This window comes from Actinoallomurus sp. CA-150999 (assembly GCF_050942425.1).
Classification (GTDB): Bacteria; Actinomycetota; Actinomycetes; order Streptosporangiales; family Streptosporangiaceae; genus Actinoallomurus.
Genome location: NZ_CP192063.1, coordinates 9172688 through 9190327 on the forward strand (window position 1 = coordinate 9172688; position 17640 = coordinate 9190327).

Here is a 17640-nt window from a genome sequence, read left to right on the forward strand (position 1 = left end):
GCATGACGACCACACAGCACCACCGGTCCACCGGCACGCCCGTACGCCACGCCGCGGGGCCCGGCGCAGCCCTTCCCCTCTCCCCCGCGGTGGCCCGTGCGCTCACCACCACCGGCGGCCTCCTCACCGCCGCGAGCGCGCTGCTGTCGTGGACCTGGACCGCGCGCTTCCCTGGCGACCTGACCATCAGCGGCTACCCGGGCGGCCTGCAATGGCTCACCGTCACAGCCGGAATACTCACCTGCGTCTACGGCCTCGCCTGCTACCGCGTCCGCGGACTGCGCTGGCCGGCCCCTGCCGCCGCCGGCGCCCCGGCGCTGCTGCTGGCCATCGGAGGCCTCTGCACCACGTGGTTCACCCTCGGTGCGATCAGCATCGAACTCGGCGGCCTGGTCAACCTGACCGCGGGCGGCTGGATCGCGGGCATCGCCGCGCTCATCCCGGTCATCGGTGCGCTCGGGCTTCCCTTCGACGAGCCCGTGCCCAACGCGCGAAACCGCGCCAAAGCCCTGTGGCATCACATCACGCACCGCCGCGAGGCGATACCGGCGCGCCCACTGCCCGCCTACGCCGAAGCCGGGGTGGTCATCGCCGTGGTGGCCGTCGGCCTCGCCGTCTTCACGTACGGCATCGACACCTCGTACGACGAATTGTTCATCGGATTCGGAATCTTCGTCGCCTTCGGGGCCTGGGCACTCCGGGCCTCCGGAGTTCTCGAGCGGCTGTCGGCCATCACCGAACGCCGGCGCGCGGTCGCCATGTTCGCGAGCCTCGCCGCCGCGCTCGCCTTCCCCTTCACCCAGAGCAGCGACGAGTACACCAGCGTCGGCGTCAACATCTTGATCTTCGCGACCGTGGCCCTCGGCCTCAACATCGTCGTGGGTCTCACCGGCCTCCTCGACCTTGGATATGTCGCCTTCCTCGGCGTCGGCGCCTATACCGCCGCCCTGGTCTCCGGTGCGGCCACCTCCTCGATCCACGTCGTGTTCCCGTGGTGGGCGGCCGCCCTGACCGGGGCCGTGGCCGCCATGGTCTTCGGGATCGTCATCGGCGCACCGACCTTGCGGCTGCGGGGTGACTATCTGGCGATCGTCACGCTCGGCTTCGGAGAGATCTTCCGCATCGCGGTGAACAATCTCGACGGCACGTCGGGGCCTAACGTCACCGGCGGGCCGAACGGCATCCCCAACATCCCCGACATCTCGATCTTCGGTTACAACCTCGGTGAGTCCCACGATGTCGGCGGCTTCACGCTGGGCCGGTTCGCCAACTACTACCTGTTGATGCTCGTCTTCACGGCCATCGTCGTCCTGGTCTTCGGCCGCGCCCGCGATTCGCGGATCGGCCGAGCGTGGATCGCCATCCGCGAGGACGAGACCGCCGCCCAGGCCATGGGCATCAACGGCTTCCGTTTCAAGCTGCTCGCCTTCGCCCTCGGAGCGGCCCTGGCCGGACTCGCCGGAATGGTCCAGGCCCACGTCGCCTTCAGCGTCGTACCGGACCCCTACCAGTTCACCGGAACCGTGCCGCCCAACTCGGCCTTCCTGCTCGCCGCCGTCGTCCTCGGCGGTATGGGCAGCGTCAGCGGCCCGCTCCTGGGCGCCGTGCTCCTTTACCTCATCCCCGCCAAACTCCAGTTTCTTCAGAACTTCCAGCTCCTCGCCTTCGGCATCACCCTGATCCTGCTGATGCGGTTCCGGCCCGAAGGCCTCATCCCCAACCGGCTCCGCCAACGCGAATTCCACGAGTTCGAGGACGGCGGCGACCTCACCACGGCAGGAACGGTGACCCGGCCATGACCCGCGTACTCCTCCACGCCAGCGACATCGTCATGCGCTTCGGCGGCCTCACCGCGGTACGCGGTGTCGACCTCACCGTGGGCGCGGGCGAGATCGTGGGCCTCATCGGGCCCAACGGCGCCGGAAAAACGACGTTCTTCAACTGCCTCACCGGCTTGTACGCGCCCACCGAAGGCCGCGTCACCTACCAGGGAAAAGTCCTGCCCGCCAAGCCTTTCAAGGTCGCCAAGGCCGGTGTCGCCCGCACGTTCCAGAACATTCGGCTGTTCGGGAACATGACCGTTACCGAGAACGTCCTCGTCGGCCGCCACACCCGGACACGCGAGGGCCTGTTCTCCGCGCTGGTGCGTGGCCCCGGGTACCGCCGCGCCGAGACCGAGGCGCGGAGCCGGGCGATGGACCTGCTGGAGTTCGTCGGCCTCTCCCACCGGGCGGGCTGGCTGAGCCGCAACCTGTCCTACGGCGAACAGCGCAGACTGGAAATCGCCCGGGCCCTGGCGAGCCAACCGGGCGTACTCCTCCTCGACGAGCCGACCGCCGGCATGAACGCGCGGGAGACGAAGGAGACAGAGGACGTCGTCCTCGCCATCCGCGAAGCGGGCATCGCCATCCTCGTCATCGAGCACGACATGCGTTTCATCTTCAATCTCTGCGACCGCGTCGCCGTCCTCGTCCAAGGCGAAAAGCTCGTCGAAGGCACGCCGGAGACCGTCCAGAGCGACGAACGTGTCATCGCCGCATACCTCGGCACGCCCGTCGAGGACACCCGGCACCCGGCACCTCACCACGACGGCCCACCCCAGACGAGCCCGCGTTCGGTGCGATGGCGGGCAGGCGCGCAGGAGCACAACCGATGACCCCCCTCCTCCAGGTCGAGGACCTTCGCGTCGGCTACGGCAAGATCGAAGCCGTCAAGGGCATTTCCTTCACCGTCAAAGCCGGCCAGATCGTCACCCTCATCGGCACCAACGGAGCCGGCAAGACCACGACCTTGCGTACCCTCTCCGGGCTGATCAGGCCGACGGCGGGTCGCATTCTGTTCGACGGCAGGCCGTTGGGAGACATCCCCGCCCACAAAGTCGTCGCGCTCGGCCTTGCCCACTCCCCGGAAGGCCGCCACATCTTCCCTCAGCTCACCATCGAGCAGAACCTGCAACTCGGCGCCTACCTCCGGAAGAACACGGCGGCCATCGCCAGAGACAAAAAACGCGCCTACGCGCTCTTCCCGATACTCGGCGAACGCAGACGGCAGGCCGCCGGAACCCTGTCCGGCGGTGAGCAGCAAATGCTCGCCATGGCGCGCGCCATGATGTCACAGCCGAAACTTCTCATGCTCGACGAGCCCTCCATGGGACTGAGCCCCATCATGATGCAGACGATCATGTCCACGATTCAGGAGCTCAAGTCGCAGGGAACCACCATTCTGCTCGTCGAGCAGAACGCGCAAGCGGCGCTCTCGCTCGCCGATCAGGCCCATGTGATGGAGGTAGGAAGAGTCGTCCTGTCCGGCACGGGACAAGCCCTCCTCCACAACCAGTCGGTCCGCAAAACCTACCTCGGCGAGGACTGAGTGGCACTGCATGCGTCGGCGAGGTTTCCGGCGATATGAAAGCGAAGATTGATCCACTGTACGCAGTGGCGATAACCACTGCTGTTCTCGCCGTCTCGGCCACCGCCCCTCTGACGGCCTTCGCGTCAGCGCCCGCCCTTGCCCTGGCATTCTGGAGGAATCTCCTAGGGTCAGCGACAAATGGTGCCATCGTCGCCGCACTTCGTCGGGGTGAGTTCCGCCGCGTATACTCCGGTGAGCGTCGAGTCGTACGGCGCGAGCAATACCGCTTCTTGATTCCGGGCGTCCTGGCATCCCTTTGCTTGGCGGTGCATTTCGCCGCGTTCATGTCAAGTGCCAAGCTGACGTCCGTGGCCATGTCAACGGCCCTCATCGCGATCCTGCCCGTCTGTCAGGCTCTGATCTCGGTCGCACAGGGACAACGCCTGTCGCGTCGTGTCTGGATCGGCCTGGCCGTGGCCGTGATCGGGGCGGCCGCCGCAGGTGGTCTCGACATCCGGTCCGGCGGTAACGCGCTGCTCGGGGATCTCCTCGCCGTGGTGGGAGCCGTGGCACAGGCCGGCTATACCTCCCTCAGCGAGCGCGCACGGAGCGGGCTGAGCACCCCTTTGTACTCCGCGTTGAGTTCCTTCGTCTGCGCGATAGGGCTGCTGGTGGCCTGCCTGGCCACCGGTACGCCACTCATGCATTTCGATCGGAACACCGAACTCGCACTCCTCGGCCTGCTCATACTGCCCCAGCTTCTCGGCCTGGGTTCGCTGAATTTCGCTTTCGGCAGGGGATCTGCGACGACCACGAGCGTGCTGCTCCTGCTGGAGTCGCCGGTAGCCGCGGTCGTCGCGTGGCTGTGGATGGGCCAGGCGCCGAAGCTGTCGACTCTGCCCGGCCTCCTGCTCATCATCGTCGGTGCCGCCGTGGTGGTCACCAGCAGCGCCAAACAGACTGAAAGCCTCATAAGCCGACATTCGGGAGAATTTCCCCTACCCTCGTTCGCCGCACATGATCCGTTCGCGGCGGCCGAGCGTGACACGCGTGCCATGGTCTCGGCCTCATCGTGGCCCGTCGCCCCGCCGCAGCAGCGGGAGAACCTCATCGCGGACCGCATGCTCGCCACGCCCGACGGCAGTCGGTGGCTGTTCGGCGCCTGGGGCCGCTGGTACCGCTGGACCCCTGCCGACCGTCAGTGGTGCCTCTTCCCACCGCCGCAACTGCGCATCACCCGCGTGTCCGCGAACCCGCTGCGCCAGGGCATGCCGGTCCCGCCGATACCTCCGAACGTGGTGCCCACGGGCCTCGACCTCGCGTACGACCCGCCGTCCCCGCCGGCGTTCGTCGACGCGGGCATCCGGCCGGAGGTCACCGCTCGCGTACGCGCGGCCGTCGAGTCCGCCGCCGCCCTGCCGGCGCCGGACTACCCGCACTGGTGGGAGCTCTTCTCCCCGTCGACGCCGAGTACCGTGCCCGTCACCTGGGGAGTCATGCTCTGGTGCGCCACCGCCCCGGTCTTCGACTCGCGCCTCGACGGGCAACTCCTCGACCTCTGGTCCGCGCACCGCGCACGCCCCCTGGCGGACATCGACGGCCCGCGCTGGCTGACCCCGCCGCCGCTGGAGTCGCTGGTCGCCCTGTACGCCGGACGGCTCCGCGCGGGCCGCGTCGACGCGGCCGTGGTCATCCTCCGTACGATGTCGGCGATCGCGAGCGCCATCCGTGAGGACGCACGCTTCCAGCCGCGCGCCGACGCGCTGCTCTCGATGCTCGACACTCCCCTGCAGAACCCCACGGTCGACTACGGCGTGCTCGGGTACGGCGACCAGGCCGTCGTGCAGCAGTGGCTGACCCGCTGCCCACCGGCGCTGTCCCCGTCCCTGCGCGCGGAGGCCTCGGCGGGCGAACACTTCCGTAACGCGTACTACGACCTCGCCGCGGCCGTGACCCCGGTCGCGGGCAATCCGTCCTCGCGGGGTTACCTCGAGCCCCGGCTGATCGCCGCCGCGCTCCTGGCAGCCGATCTGGCGGTTGTACGCCAGGACGTGTCGAGCCAGGTCATCGGCTGGCTCGACCCGCAGATGAGCGAGGTCATGCGGGCGATGCTGATCCAGCGCGACCATCCGCTGCGCGCGCTGTGGCCGGAGGGCGGCCGTCTGCCCCGCTCGCTCCAAGAGCGGATGGACTCGGTGGAGCCGTCGGTACGCGGCACGCTGCTGGCGACGATGTACGGCGCGGACCTGGCGTGGTGCCGGCTCGGCGGCGGCATCCCGGCGAGGCCGCGTGGCTTCCCGTCGCCGGTGGCGATCCTGTCCGAGATCATCGGCCCTGGCCGTGCGACGTCCGGGTCGTCATCGGAGCCGGTGTCGCACGCGCCGGGCATCGCGCCGCTCGCCCACCAGTACCCGCCCGACCCGAACCATCCGGGCGCGACGTCGATCGACAGGGTCGACCGCTCGAAAGCTGCGACCGCGGCTGCGAGCGCGGGAGAAGGTCATCAGACGGAAGGGTTGTGATCCAGGGCGCGTCTCTTGGCCTACCCGTTCATCCGCGCGAGCCGGCGTCTTTCGTATCAGGCCCCGGCCGTACGGATGCGGGCACGATATATGTCCGAAAAGAGGCGAACCACGGTCACCAACGGCCGGGTTCGGGCCTTGCCTCGTCCGGACTGTTCACCGGCCAGGGCGGTACGGTTGCCGCGACCACACGCAGCCGCTGCGCACCGGCCCGGAATTGGAACGTCGTGCCCAGTGGAATGGTCAGGCAGATACCCGGCTCCAACACCGTGACCTCCTCGCGACCGCCCTGGCTACGCCATATTTCACCTGCCCCGGAGGTGACGAACCAGATCTCCTCGACGGTGGCGTGGGACACCGCCTTGGCCGTCTCCCCCGGCGCGAGCTCGAATTGGGCGAAGCTCGCCGCCCCCGCGAGTACGCACAGCGGCCGCACTGCCGAACCGTCCGGCGCGGTCACCTCAGGAGCCTCGTCGAGACGTACCGTACTGAAGCGCTCTGTCATAACCTCCACGTTAAGGAAGTCCACAGCCGAGCGCGTGCGGTCATCTATGCAAGATCACAACCTTTTCAGCTGATGATCGCCTGCTGCGGTTGTGCTGACCTGAACCGCTTCGCCCTCCTAATGTGATTCAATTTATCCGACCCAAGAGAGCCATAACTCGGGCTGCCAGAGCCTCGACGAGGAGGCGTGACGATGTCGCTGACGGTGGACGAGGCGGGCCGGATGCTCGCCAACCCAGGCGCGTACGCCGACGACCGGCGGTTCCACGAGTCGCTGGCGCTGCTGCGCCGCGAGTCCCCGGTGCACCGGGTCGACGACGTGCCGGCTTACAACCCGTTCTGGGCGATCACCAAGCACGCGGACGTGCTCGAGATCGAGCGCAATCATCAGTTGTTCCTGAACGCGCCGCGCCCCGTGCTCGCCACCGCCGAGTTCGACGAGCTGAACCGGCAGCGAGAAGAGCAGGGCGTCGCGCTGCGCACGCTCATCCACATGGACGATCCCGACCACCGGGTCATCCGGGCGATCGGCGCCGACTGGTTCCGGCCCCGGGCCATGCGCGCGCTGGAGCCGCGGGTCAAGGAGCTGGCCAAGCGGTACGTCGACCGCATGGTGGAGCGCGGCGGCGAGTGCGACTTCGTCCAGGACATCGCCGTGCACTTCCCGCTGTACGTGATCCTGTCGCTGCTCGGGCTCCCCGAAAGCGACTTCGACCGGATGCTCAAACTCACCCAGGAGCTGTTCGGCGGCGACGACACCGAGTTCCAGCGCGGCACCACACCTGAGGAGAAGCTGCAGGTCCTCCTGGAGTTCTTCGCTTACTTCCAGGAGCTCACCCAGGCCCGCCGCATCGACCCGACCGACGACCTGGCCTCGGCCATCGCCAACGCGAGGATCGACGGCGAGCCGCTCAACGACTTCGACACCGCCTCCTACTATGTGATCATCGCCACCGCCGGGCACGACACCACCAGCTCGACGATCTCCGGCGGGCTGCACGCGCTGATCCAGAACCCGGGCGAGCTGGCCCGGCTGCGCGACAAGCCCGAGCTGATGCCGCTCGCGGTGGACGAGATGATCCGCTGGGTGACGCCGGTGAAAGAGTTCATGCGCACCGCCACCAAGGACTACGAGCTGCGCGGCGTCACGATCCGCGAGGGCGATTCCGTGCTGCTGTCCTACCCTTCCGCCAACCGGGACGAGGAGGTCTTCGCCGACCCGTTCCGTTTCGACGTCGGCCGCGACCCCAACAAGCACCTGGCGTTCGGGTTCGGCGTGCACTACTGCCTGGGCGCGGCGCTGGCGCGCATCGAGGTCCGCGCGTTCTATGAGGAACTGCTCCCGCGGCTGCGGTCGATCGAGCTCGCCGGGGAACCGGAGAACATCGCGACCTTGTTCGTCGGCGGGCTCAAGCGCCTGCCCGTCCGCTACGACATCGCCCCCTAGTAGAGCCTGTCTCGAAGTCCCGCTGTCCTACTGCGCGGTGTCCAGGCAGCATCTGGACACCACTCGCTACGAACGGAGACCTCGGGACAGGCCCTGAACGAGATCGGTCGTCACAATCTGATATTGGACGCCCTCGCTGTGTCTGCGCACCAAGATCCCTTGGGATCAATCATCTAATACGCGCTCGACGAAATCCGAGCACGAGAGCTGATCAGGTACGCCGGCACCACCGCGTATCGAGCGGTTTTACCACCACCACAACGCCCAGCCTCCGCTGACCTGCTGGCAGTTGAATCCGTGGAGCTTACCCTGCTGAGCGAGAACATTCCCGTCATACTGACAGGCATTGTAGGTGGGGTAGACCACACCTTGACGCGGAATCCAGTCAGCGGACGCGGCTGAGGCACCCGCGAGACTGAACGTCATGGCCGCAACAGCAATACCGGTGGCGACGCCCAACCGGCGGAAAGTAAGGGACCGCAATGCATTCTCCCTTCAATCAAGCTCGGGGATCACCTAGCCCGGCGATGAAAATCACCTACCAAAGCAAAGGAGGATTAGCGAATTATGAAGGAGAATCGAGTACCTGGCCGCCGATGGGCAGACGCCGAACTCGAGACGGCACGACCGCAACAAGAGATCACCAGGCGGAACGGTCGTGAACCAGGGCGCGCCCCTTGACCTACTCGTTCATCTGCGCGAGCCGGCCAGGGTTTCGGCCTCGTCGGGTTCGGCCCAGCTGCGCGAATCGGTGAGCGCGTCCACCGCGTCCACGATGGCCCGGGCCTCGGCCACGACCCGCGTGCCCGCCGGGGTCAGGGTGACCCGTCTGCGGCCGAGATCGGCTCGTGCAGAAAGAGAATCGTGCAGCCCGTCCTGCTGAAGGTCTGATGCTCGATGGGGTGCGGGTAGTCGACGAAGTCACCCTTGGCCCGGTGCGCCGTGTGCCGGTGCCCGTCGGGAAACACCAGTTCGTCGTCGGCCTCACCGTCGAGGAACAGGAAGCGGTGTGCCGTCCGGTGCGGATGCCGGGGTGAGGAGGCGCCCGGCTCGAAATAGGACAACCCGACGACCCGTTCGTCGAATTCTTCGTCGAAAGCGACGTCGAGGAGCAGCCGGAACCACTGGCCCGGACCCGACTCCTGCCATCCCTCCGGGCTGAACACGTCATCGGCTGGGGCTCCCAGCCGCTTGCCGGTCAGTACGAGGGCCAGGGCGCCGTCAGCGCTGGACACGACGGCGTCCCCGTTCCCGGGCATCGCGGCATACGCCCCACACCGATGGTCCGTGCGGGGACCGGTGCCAGCGGCCGCAGTCGAGAGCCGGCCGTCCAGCACGAGAATCCGGTCGTCCGCGGACCCACCGATGGTGCATTCGCTTCCAGCGGCGAGCCTCAGCAGCGAGAACGAGTCGCCTTGGGCGGAGTTCAACAGCACCTTCGTCCAGATTCCCGGCACCCGCGCGCCGTCGCTGCGGAGCGCGGCCACCCACCTGGCGGGGCTGAAGCTTGATGTGTGGCTCGGCATTTCTCTCCTCCGCTGGTTCGACGACGCTGCCGGATTGCTCCTGTTGATATCCGCCCAAGGCAGTTACCTCGTCCACGAGCGCGGCGAGCGAGGTGTCGGCCGGGTAGCGCAAGGCCGCGGTCCGGAGCCGAGCGACGAGCATGGTCTCGAAGCCGGCCCCGCGCTCGACGGTCCGGCTGACCCGGCTGGGCGCACCGCCGAAGGTGCGCCACGCGAGGTTCCCGTCCCAGGGGTGCGCGGTCGGCTCCCCGCACCCCAGTGCCGCCCACGCGCTGTTCCAGGCGACCACGTTCCACGCGCGTCGCACAGGAGCATCGGAGTGGGTCATTGCCAGGTGTTGCTCGCCCATATCGCGCTGTCGTTCTTGTCCTTGATCACCAGATTGGCGTCTGGCTGCAGCACCATCGTCGAATTGTCGTGGCCCTGGCATCCCGCGCCCCAGACCGGCCGATTGTCCGTGGTCGAGATGACCAGGTTGCCGTCGGTCTGAAGCGTGGCGTGGGACCCGGGCCGGTTGGTCCCGGTGGCCCAGATGGGCTTGCCGCTCTTGTCGCGGAGCACGAGGTTTCCGTCGGTCTGCATGGTCAGCACGATGCGATTCGTCCGCACGCTGCTGCCCGGGGTCAGAACGTACGGGGCGTGCAGCACGCGGGTCGTCCACGGCGGCCCGCCCGCCGACGGCAGTTCGGCCGACGCGGTCTGGGCGTCGGCGGGCTTACGGTGTGGGACCGAGGACTTGGTGCTCGCCGCGGCCTGCGGTTTGCGGCTCTTGCTCGGGGAGACCGTCGGGTGCTGCTGCTGGTCACCGGGCTGCGTGGTGGTGGCCGTGGCCGTCACCGCCGGGCTGGTCTGTGTCGCCGCCGGTCTCAGCTTGATGACCCCCGTAGCCGCGGCCACACCGGCCGCGAACGCGGCTACGGCGATGGTGGCCGCCACCGGGAGCACCCACATGCGGCGAGTGCGCTTTCCATCGCCGGTTTTGTTATCGGGTCCCTTCTCGGCGGCCGGGGGCGCCGTGGGGGTGGAGGCCGACGGTGTGCCCTCGGCCACCTGGCGGAGCCGCTCGATGACCTGAGCACCGCTGGGCCGCTGTTCTGGGTCCTTGTCGAGCATGGCCATGATCAGCGGGGTGAGCGGCCCGCCGTGGATCGGGTCGGCCGGCCGCGCGTTCATGATCGCGTGGAAGGTCGCCTCCGGGACGTTGCGCCGGAAGGGTGAGTAGCCCTCGACCGCCCTGTACAGGACGACGCCGAGGGAGAAGAAGTCCGACGCGGGCACGGCGGCCCTTCCCAGCACCCGCTCGGGGGGAACGGTCTCGGCGGAGCCCACCAGGGTGTTCGTGGCGGTGAGCGCCTGCTCCCCCTGAATCTGGGCGAGGCCGAAGTCGGTGAGGACGACCCGGCCGTCGTCGGCGATCATGATGTTGTGCGGCTTGACGTCCCGGTGCAGCACACCCACCGCGTGCGCGGCGACCAGTGCCTCCGCGACCGGCAGCGCGACCTTCGCCACCTGCTGGGGCGACAGTAGGCCCTCGTCCATCAGGTCGGCCAGATTCCGGCCCTTGATCAGCTCCATGACGATCAACGGCCGCCCGGAATCGCGGACAACGTCGAGGATGTCGACCACGGCCGGGTGTGAGATCTGTGCGGCGGCCCTCGCCTCCCGCTCCAGCCTCGCCACCATGACCTCGCGGCTCTCGCCCCCTAGATGCGGCGCGAGGTGGGGTTCCTTGATCGCGACGTCCTCACCGCGAACGGCGTCCCATGCCCGCCAGACGGTACCCATGCCCCCCTTGCCCAGCGGCGCCACGAGCCGATACCGGCCCGCGATCATGGGCGCCGCCGCATCCTGTGGCGCCCCTTGCCCGTCCACGGATGTCTCGTCCGACATGCCTTCATCAGGGCGGTCTTGTGCGGAACTCATGAATCTGGTTTCTAACGCAGCGAGGCGCGCTGCCGTCGTTCGGTCGTCTTCTGGTCGCTCACGGGTTTCTCCTTGATGGGTCGGAATCGGGCAATGGCCGCTCAAGGGCGGCCCGGATGATCGTGCCGCCCGCGGCGCGCACCGCGTCAGGATCGGTCTGAACGACCCACACCGGCCACTGCCCTACAAGCGCAGAAACTGGACCAGTTCAGCACAACCACGACAGGGGATCATCAGCCAAAAAGGTTATGACCGCCCGCGCGCTACCAGGACGCCACCATCCGGGCAGGGGCCCCACCGGAGCGCTCGGCGGGTCTCCGAGCCGTTGCCGAGCACCGTGACGTGCCAGGCGGACCGGCGGCGTACCGGGCGCAGCCGAGGTGGCATGCGCCATTCCGCGCGCAACCATGACTATCCAGCGAAGCGCCAAACAAAGCGCCAGTAAATAACGATATATTGGCGCGGTCGATTTCTGTCATATCAGGAGATGATTTCTGCTCTCGTTGGGCTCCTGATTTACTCCTAGCGATGCCGGCGGGCTCCGGTTCCCCGGATTGATACCGGTGAATTGGGCGGCAGGCCGGATGTCCGATGCGCGGATGGACCACTCGACCTGGTGAGGCAGAAATGACGCTGATGACCCGACGCTCCATTATCGTCGCCGGTACCGCCACCATGGGGGCGCTGCTGTGCCGTCCAGCGATCGCCGACGTCGCAGTGCCCGAGAGGACGCCGGAGACGGATGAGATCTCCGTCAGACCCGGGCAAACCTATGTGGTCCATCGGACGACGCGAGCCAGGCTCGTCACCATCGCCAAGGGCGGCACGATCACCGCCCCAGACGGACACAGCCTGACGATGACCATCGACGGCGTGGAAACCGGTGGCGTGCTCACCGAAGCCGGCGGCGGCGACACGAAGATCGCCCCCGGGACGTACCGCGGGAACATCGTGCTCACCGTGGCGAAGGCCAATCCCGTCACTTGGAACGGGGTGTCGAAGACGTTCGTCTTCCCATTCCGCCAGGCGCTGTTCGTGGACGACACGGGCCTGGTGGCGTCCACCTCCGTCCTGGCCGCCGCAGTCGGCGGGCGGGTCACCGCGCACGACGCACGCGGCGTGTCGATCGTCTCGACCGGGGAGGTCTTCGACGGCGTCTACGTGACGGATGGCACCTACACCCTGCGAAACACCCGGATCGCGCTGGACGGCAACGGCCGCTGCGACTTCGTCGGCTACGGTGCGGCGATCGTGGGCACCGGCACCGCGACGAGGCTGGTCGTGGACCACACCCAGGTGACCAACCGAGGCGCGGTACGCAGCGGTGTGATCGCCGACGGCGGCGCGAACGTGGTGGTCAAGAACTCCCGGATCCACACCCGCAACGGCGTGCTCCCCTCCGGCTACGTGCCGACCGTCGACACGGCGTACATGGAGTCGGCGCCCTGGATGCTCGGCATCTCCGGCAACGTGCGCGCCACCAACCTGCTCGGCGACGGCACCCGGGCGTCCTACATCAACTCGTCCATCTCCTCGGAGGGCTGGGGCGTGCTGTCCAGCGACAGCGGCACCGATTGCACGCTGACCGCGATCAACTGCACGGTCGCCCTCACCGGCCAGGACGGATACGGCTCCTACGCCATCGGCAACGCGACCGAGCGCTTCCTCGGCTGCCGGTTCGACGTCGGCACGTACGCGACCATCAACCGCGGCGGCGCCGTCCACTACGGCGACAGCACCCACGAGGAGGTCGCCCGGCTCAACGAGGAGTTGGAGATCGGCCTGACCGCCCGGGAGATCGCCGCCCTGCCCGAGCGCCGTACGGTGGTCGAGTCGCGGAGGTTCGGCTTCATGTGGCACGGTGCCGGATCGCTGGACATCGACGGCGGCACCGTCGTCGACTCGGCGGAGACCACCTTCCTCGACAAGGGCCAGCAGGTGGCGATCACGGTCGACGGCTCCCGCGGCGCCCGCCTCAACCCGAAGAACGGGATCATCCTCCAGGTGATGGAGAACGACGACCCCGGACCGGTGATGGTCGACGGGAAGGTCGTCAACGAGGGTGTGTACCACGAGCCGACCGGTGATCCCACGAAGGTCGACTCGTTCGACGTCACCGAGGCGCACGGCACGGACGCGGTCGCCACCTTCGCCGACATCGCCCTGAAGGGCGACTTCTACAACGGCATTCGGGGCGGCGGGCAGTCCTCCGGTCCGGGCGGGCCCGGAGAAGGCGGGCAGATCGCCGGGCTGAACATGGTGCTGACCTTCGACCGAGCGAAGGTCGAGGGCGTCATCTCGGCGACCCGGACCAAACATCGCGTCGACACGATCAGCTCGGCGAATTACCTGCAGCTCGGTGAGGTCGGCAACACGGCGAGCCCGGTCGTCAACAATGGCGTGATCGTCCGGCTGAACAATGATTCGGCGTGGACGGTGACCGGCACGTCGTACCTGAGCAAGCTGGTCGTGGCCCAGGGCGCCACGGTCGTCGCACCGAACGGCCGCACGCTGTCGATGACGGTCGACGGCAACGCGACCGCCATCACCCCGGGCCACACTTACACCGGCGTCATCGCCATCAAGGTCACCTGACCGTCAACCTCAGGTACGCGCCCGGGCTCCGACACGCTGGCGTTCTCGGTCAGCCCGTTCAGGAAAGCCGGTCACGGTCAGGCCCTCAGCGGGTGAACCAGGGGTTGCCGCCGCCGAGGGTCCAAACGGACACCTTGGTCACGCCGTGGGAGACGAGCAACGCCAGCTTGCGGTCCATGGCGGTCTGGTCGACGTAGTCGTAAAGGGTGCCGTTGGCGGTCCAGCGGATCTCGCCCGACGACGGGTCGCGCCGGCTCTCCACGGTGGCCGGGTCGGCGGAGAACCCGGGCTTCTGCTTCATGTCGTTGAAGTGGATATTGCCGGTGACGGCATCGGTGTCACAGGGGGAAGGGGCGCTGTAGCCGTAGGAGGGCAGCGCCATGATCAATTTCGAGGTCGCGACCTTGCTCTGCGCGTAGGTCGTCACCTGCTCAAGCCAGCTGTAGGGCGCGATGGGCAGGCACGCTTCTCCCTTCGCGGTGTCGTATTCCTCGTCGTAGGCCATGATGACCAGGTCGTCGACGCCGGTCGCGGCGACGGCCGCGTAATCGTAGAAGGCGGCATCCTCCGTCATCGCCGGGGCATCCACCTGCAGGCGCTTTTCCTTCGAATGCAGGGAGGTCGCGAGTTCCTGGAGGAAGGTCTTGTAGTTCGTGAAGTCGGCTGTGCTCCAGGACCAGTAGTCCTCCAGGTCGACATCGACTCCGCTGAGTCCGGCGCTGACGACCAGCGAGGTGACCTTTTCGATCGCGGCGGTCCGCTTCGCCTCGCTGCTGACGAGGGCGCGAACGCTCGCGGTGTCCATGCCCGAGAGAGTCGGGTACTGATGGGCGGAGTGCGCCTTCAGGTCCGCGACGTTCTGCGAGCTATAGGTGTTGCACGTGCCGTCGGCGGTGGTCTCCAGCGTGACCGAGCCGCTCGACGCCACCGACCAGTACTCCGGGTTCAGGGCGCCGTTCTTCACGCGGTCGTCGGCGTATTCGGCGGCGGCGGTGCATACCGGTTCACCCGGGCCGCCGGGGTAGAGCCAGGTCTGGAACTGCACGTTCGGCTCCGCTGCGACCCGGAACGAAGCGGATTCGGCGGCAGGAGCGCCGTGCATGGCGATCCCCGCGGTCAGGGCGGTCGCCGCGGTCAGGGCGGTCGCCGACGCGAGTGCGACACCGACAGAGAGCTTGCGAAACAGCATTTCTTAGTCCCCTGCGATTGACGGCATTAACGGTCGAGGAATGCTTTCCCGTCGCCGCATGACGATTCGAGGCCACCCCTCAAAACCGGCGGAGGGTGCGAGAACCGGAATGAGGGGCGGCCATACCCCCGCATACGAAGCGCACGGCATTCGGTTCACGCTGGTGTCAAGGCCGCGTCTGAAACCCTCGCAGCGCGCAACCCGGCCAAGCCGCGATCAGCCGGCCGGACCTTCGACTACTTGCGCGAGCGGGTCAGGGTTCTGGCCTCGTCGGGTCCGGCCCAGCGACGCGGGTCGGTGAGCGCGTCCACCGCGGCCAGGATGGCCCGGGCCTCGGCCACGACCCGCGCGCCCGCCGGGGTCACGGTGACCCGCCGACTGGTGCGTTCGAACAGCCGGACACCCAGTTCACGCTCCAGTTCCTGGATGTGCCGGCCGAACGGTTGGGCGCCGATGTAGTGCCGCTGCGCGGCGCGGCCGAAGTGCAACTCCTCCGCGAGTGTGATCGCATAACGAAGTGACTGGAAGTCCATGCATTCCCCCGTGAATGCGAGTGAGGTCCATGTCGAGGTCGGCGGCCCATACCAGGGCGACACAGGAATCCAGCGGACCGCACAGCGGCTAGAGGCATCCAGCACGCTGCGGCTTTAGCTTCTCCCCGACCGAACGGCCGTCACGATCCCGCACGGGGTACGCCTGTGGTACAGCCAGCACTACCGGCCCGCGGCACCTGGCGTCGGCGTTCGGACACGTGCGCTCTCGGGTGATCTGTCCGCGGTGTCCGGCGAAGACGGGGGTCGCCGGTCTCGGCGACGGTGAACCAGGCGCTGTACATGAAGCCGGGCCGTACCGGTGGGACCCGAGCGCATAACTTTTTCGGCTGTTGATCGTCTGTCGCGGTCTTGATGTCCTGGAACCGACACACGTACAGCTCCGAGTGACAACGATCCCGATTGTTGATCATGTTCATCAGAGGCAATGGCAAGAATGGCCGGCTCTCGACCTATCAGGCGGATGTCGAGCGATGCACGTTGAACGGAACGTCAATGGACATTCGTGTCTATGCCCTTATCGCTGATGGAAGCGCGGCTTGCGGCCGGCGTTCCGGTCGTGGAGCCGTATCAGCGGTCGAGGTCAAGCAGTACCGCGGCTGGTCCCGACTGACGAATCGTGACGAATGAGGTCGCCTCCCATGACGCGCAGCCACGTGCTCGACCAGCCACGAGCCGTCGCCCGGAGAGCCCCCGCCAGGCGAGGGCATGACGTCGCGTACGCCCCGACCCCACAACGCGACCCCGCGCACGACGACGCCTTCTCGCGCACACTGTACGAGCGGCACGGCGCAGTCCTCCTGAGCTTCGCGGTCCAGCTCTGCAAAGGCGACCGGCACCAGGCCGAGGACATCGTCCAGGAGACCGCCCTACGGGCCTGGCAGAACCGGGCCATCCTCGATCCGACGACGGACCGGGTACGCACCTGGCTCTTCACCGTCGCTCACCGGATCGCGATCGACCATCACCGCGCATGGCAGGCCCGGCCGAAGGAGGTCGGCTACCACGAGGCCGACGAGCCGACCGTCCCCGACCCCGCGGAGCTGGTCGTCACGCTGCGAGCGGTGCTCCCGAGCATGAGCAAGCTCAGTGAGCAGCGGCGCGAAGTGCTGCTCTACAAGTACTACCTCGGCCACAGCGTGGAGCAGACCGCAGCCGCTCTCGGCCTCGTGCCGGGCACGGTCAAGTCCCGCGCCCACTACGCCATGCGCGCGCTACGCGCATCGTTGCGCGCCCGCGAGGTCATGAACTGAGCTGGGGCGCCGTACGACGTCGGCGCCGTCGCTCTCCTCGACGTCAGGGTCGACGTCGGCGGACGTCGGTGGGCGGGATGTCGTCGCCGACGATGGCCGGGCGGGCGGCGTCTTCGTCCGTGTCGCTCGGCGGCACGCGATCCAGGGCCTCGAGGAGCATGCCGGTGTCGACCGTCATGCCGACCAGGGCCGAGGGGTTGAGGTAGAGAACGTGGTCCTCGGGAAGCCGGTCCACCAGTGCCCGTACGCTCATCAGCTCGAACGCCAGCCGACCGGCGGTATGGAGGTACAGCGGCGAGGTGAAGACCGGGATGACGCGGGTGGTGGCGTCAGGCGCGGTGGCGGGCAGCGGGTCGCCCTCGGGGGTGATGAAGACGGCCACCTCCGGCATGGCCGCCAGCGCCTCGGTCACGGCCTCGCCGGGGCCGTAGCCGGTCACCGCGAGTTGCACCGCGGCGTCCACGTCGTCGGTGGGCTCAGGCCACCCCAGCGCGGACGGCGACGGCCGGTACTCCTCGTTATCGCGCCATTCGACGATCTCGCCTTCCTCGCTCGACCGCCACTGCCCGACAACCGCCCACGCCGGCGGTTCACCGCCGCCGCTCCAGGTGGGATCGACCGTCCCGATCCAATGATCGGGCGCGACCCGGGCCGCCTCCCGAATCGAGTCCGGAACCGGAGGCATGCTCTCGGTGGCACCCTCGATCAGTTCTTCGGCCACCTCATCTCCTTCCACGATCGATCACTCTGGCCCATCGCCGTAGATCACGCCAAAGCTC

The 17640-nt window shown here is 67.8% G+C and carries 13 protein-coding genes and 1 pseudogene; 7 read left to right on the plus strand and 7 right to left on the minus strand.

Going from position 1 to position 17640, the window contains the following annotated elements; genetic code table 11:
* Positions 1 to 2: 2 nt before the first annotated feature.
* The 4 genes from ACQP2O_RS42425 (at position 3) to ACQP2O_RS42440 (ending at position 5873) form a co-directional block, all read left to right on the plus strand.
* Positions 3 to 1799 carry a branched-chain amino acid ABC transporter permease gene (locus ACQP2O_RS42425; RefSeq protein WP_433174866.1) on the plus strand — a complete coding sequence of 599 codons (1797 nt, stop codon included), beginning with the start codon at positions 3 to 5 and terminating at the stop codon, positions 1797 to 1799.
* Positions 1796 to 2656: an ABC transporter ATP-binding protein gene (locus ACQP2O_RS42430; RefSeq protein ID WP_433174867.1), complete on the plus strand. Its 861-nt coding sequence runs from the start codon at positions 1796 to 1798 to the stop codon at positions 2654 to 2656. The genes ACQP2O_RS42425 and ACQP2O_RS42430 overlap by 4 nt, the downstream gene beginning before the upstream one ends.
* A complete protein-coding gene (locus ACQP2O_RS42435; RefSeq protein ID WP_433174868.1) occupies positions 2653 to 3369 on the plus strand; it encodes an ABC transporter ATP-binding protein in 717 nt (238 codons plus the stop codon). The genes ACQP2O_RS42430 and ACQP2O_RS42435 overlap by 4 nt, the downstream gene beginning before the upstream one ends.
* A gap of 356 nt (positions 3370 to 3725) precedes the next feature.
* The gene (locus ACQP2O_RS42440; protein WP_433191340.1) at positions 3726 to 5873 is read left to right on the plus strand and encodes a DMT family transporter; all 2148 of its coding nucleotides are present in this window, start codon (positions 3726 to 3728) and stop codon (positions 5871 to 5873) included.
* A 115-nt stretch (positions 5874 to 5988) separates the two neighbouring features.
* Here ACQP2O_RS42440 and ACQP2O_RS42445 read toward each other — a convergent pair whose 3' ends face one another.
* On the minus strand, positions 5989 to 6378 hold the full coding sequence (locus tag ACQP2O_RS42445; protein WP_433174869.1) for a cupin domain-containing protein: 390 nt from the start codon (positions 6376 to 6378) through the stop codon (positions 5989 to 5991).
* 192 nt (positions 6379 to 6570) lie between these two features.
* Between ACQP2O_RS42445 and ACQP2O_RS42450 the strand changes: the two genes are divergently transcribed.
* Positions 6571 to 7824 carry a cytochrome P450 gene (locus ACQP2O_RS42450; protein WP_433174870.1) on the plus strand — a complete coding sequence of 418 codons (1254 nt, stop codon included), beginning with the start codon at positions 6571 to 6573 and terminating at the stop codon, positions 7822 to 7824.
* Between the two features lie 815 nt (positions 7825 to 8639).
* Here the strand turns inward: ACQP2O_RS42450 and ACQP2O_RS42455 are convergent.
* The 3 genes and pseudogenes from ACQP2O_RS42455 to ACQP2O_RS42465 all read right to left on the minus strand — a co-directional run bounded on the left by ACQP2O_RS42455 (position 8640) and on the right by ACQP2O_RS42465 (position 11240).
* A complete protein-coding gene (locus tag ACQP2O_RS42455) occupies positions 8640 to 9350 on the minus strand; it encodes a cupin domain-containing protein (RefSeq protein ID WP_433174871.1) in 711 nt (236 codons plus the stop codon).
* A gap of 70 nt (positions 9351 to 9420) precedes the next feature.
* Positions 9421 to 9780 (minus strand): annotated as a pseudogene (locus ACQP2O_RS42460) (hypothetical protein); the annotation flags it as partial.
* Positions 9675 to 11240 carry a protein kinase domain-containing protein gene (locus tag ACQP2O_RS42465; RefSeq protein ID WP_433174872.1) on the minus strand — a complete coding sequence of 522 codons (1566 nt, stop codon included), beginning with the start codon at positions 11238 to 11240 and terminating at the stop codon, positions 9675 to 9677. The gene ACQP2O_RS42465 and the pseudogene ACQP2O_RS42460, both read right to left, overlap by 106 nt.
* 660 nt (positions 11241 to 11900) lie before the next feature.
* On the opposite strand from ACQP2O_RS42465, the gene ACQP2O_RS42470 reads away from it, so the two are divergent.
* Entirely contained in the window at positions 11901 to 13868 is a 1968-nt protein-coding gene (locus ACQP2O_RS42470; RefSeq protein ID WP_433174873.1) for a hypothetical protein, read from the plus strand.
* Between the two features lie 85 nt (positions 13869 to 13953).
* On the opposite strand, the gene ACQP2O_RS42475 is transcribed toward ACQP2O_RS42470, so the two are convergent.
* Positions 13954 to 15057 (minus strand): glycosyl hydrolase family 18 protein, encoded by a 1104-nt coding sequence (locus ACQP2O_RS42475; RefSeq protein ID WP_433174874.1) that lies wholly within the window; start codon positions 15055 to 15057, stop codon positions 13954 to 13956.
* A 236-nt stretch (positions 15058 to 15293) separates the two neighbouring features.
* The gene (locus ACQP2O_RS42480) at positions 15294 to 15590 is read right to left on the minus strand and encodes a LysR family transcriptional regulator (RefSeq protein ID WP_433174875.1); all 297 of its coding nucleotides are present in this window, start codon (positions 15588 to 15590) and stop codon (positions 15294 to 15296) included.
* 659 nt (positions 15591 to 16249) lie between these two features.
* Between ACQP2O_RS42480 and ACQP2O_RS42485 the strand changes: the two genes are divergently transcribed.
* Positions 16250 to 16861, plus strand: coding sequence for a sigma-70 family RNA polymerase sigma factor (locus ACQP2O_RS42485; protein WP_433174876.1), 612 nt, complete (start codon positions 16250 to 16252; stop codon positions 16859 to 16861).
* 43 nt (positions 16862 to 16904) lie between these two features.
* Here the strand turns inward: ACQP2O_RS42485 and ACQP2O_RS42490 are convergent, their stop codons facing one another.
* A complete protein-coding gene (locus ACQP2O_RS42490; RefSeq protein ID WP_433174877.1) occupies positions 16905 to 17582 on the minus strand; it encodes a type VII secretion system-associated protein in 678 nt (225 codons plus the stop codon).
* Between the last annotated feature and the right edge of the window lie 58 nt (positions 17583 to 17640).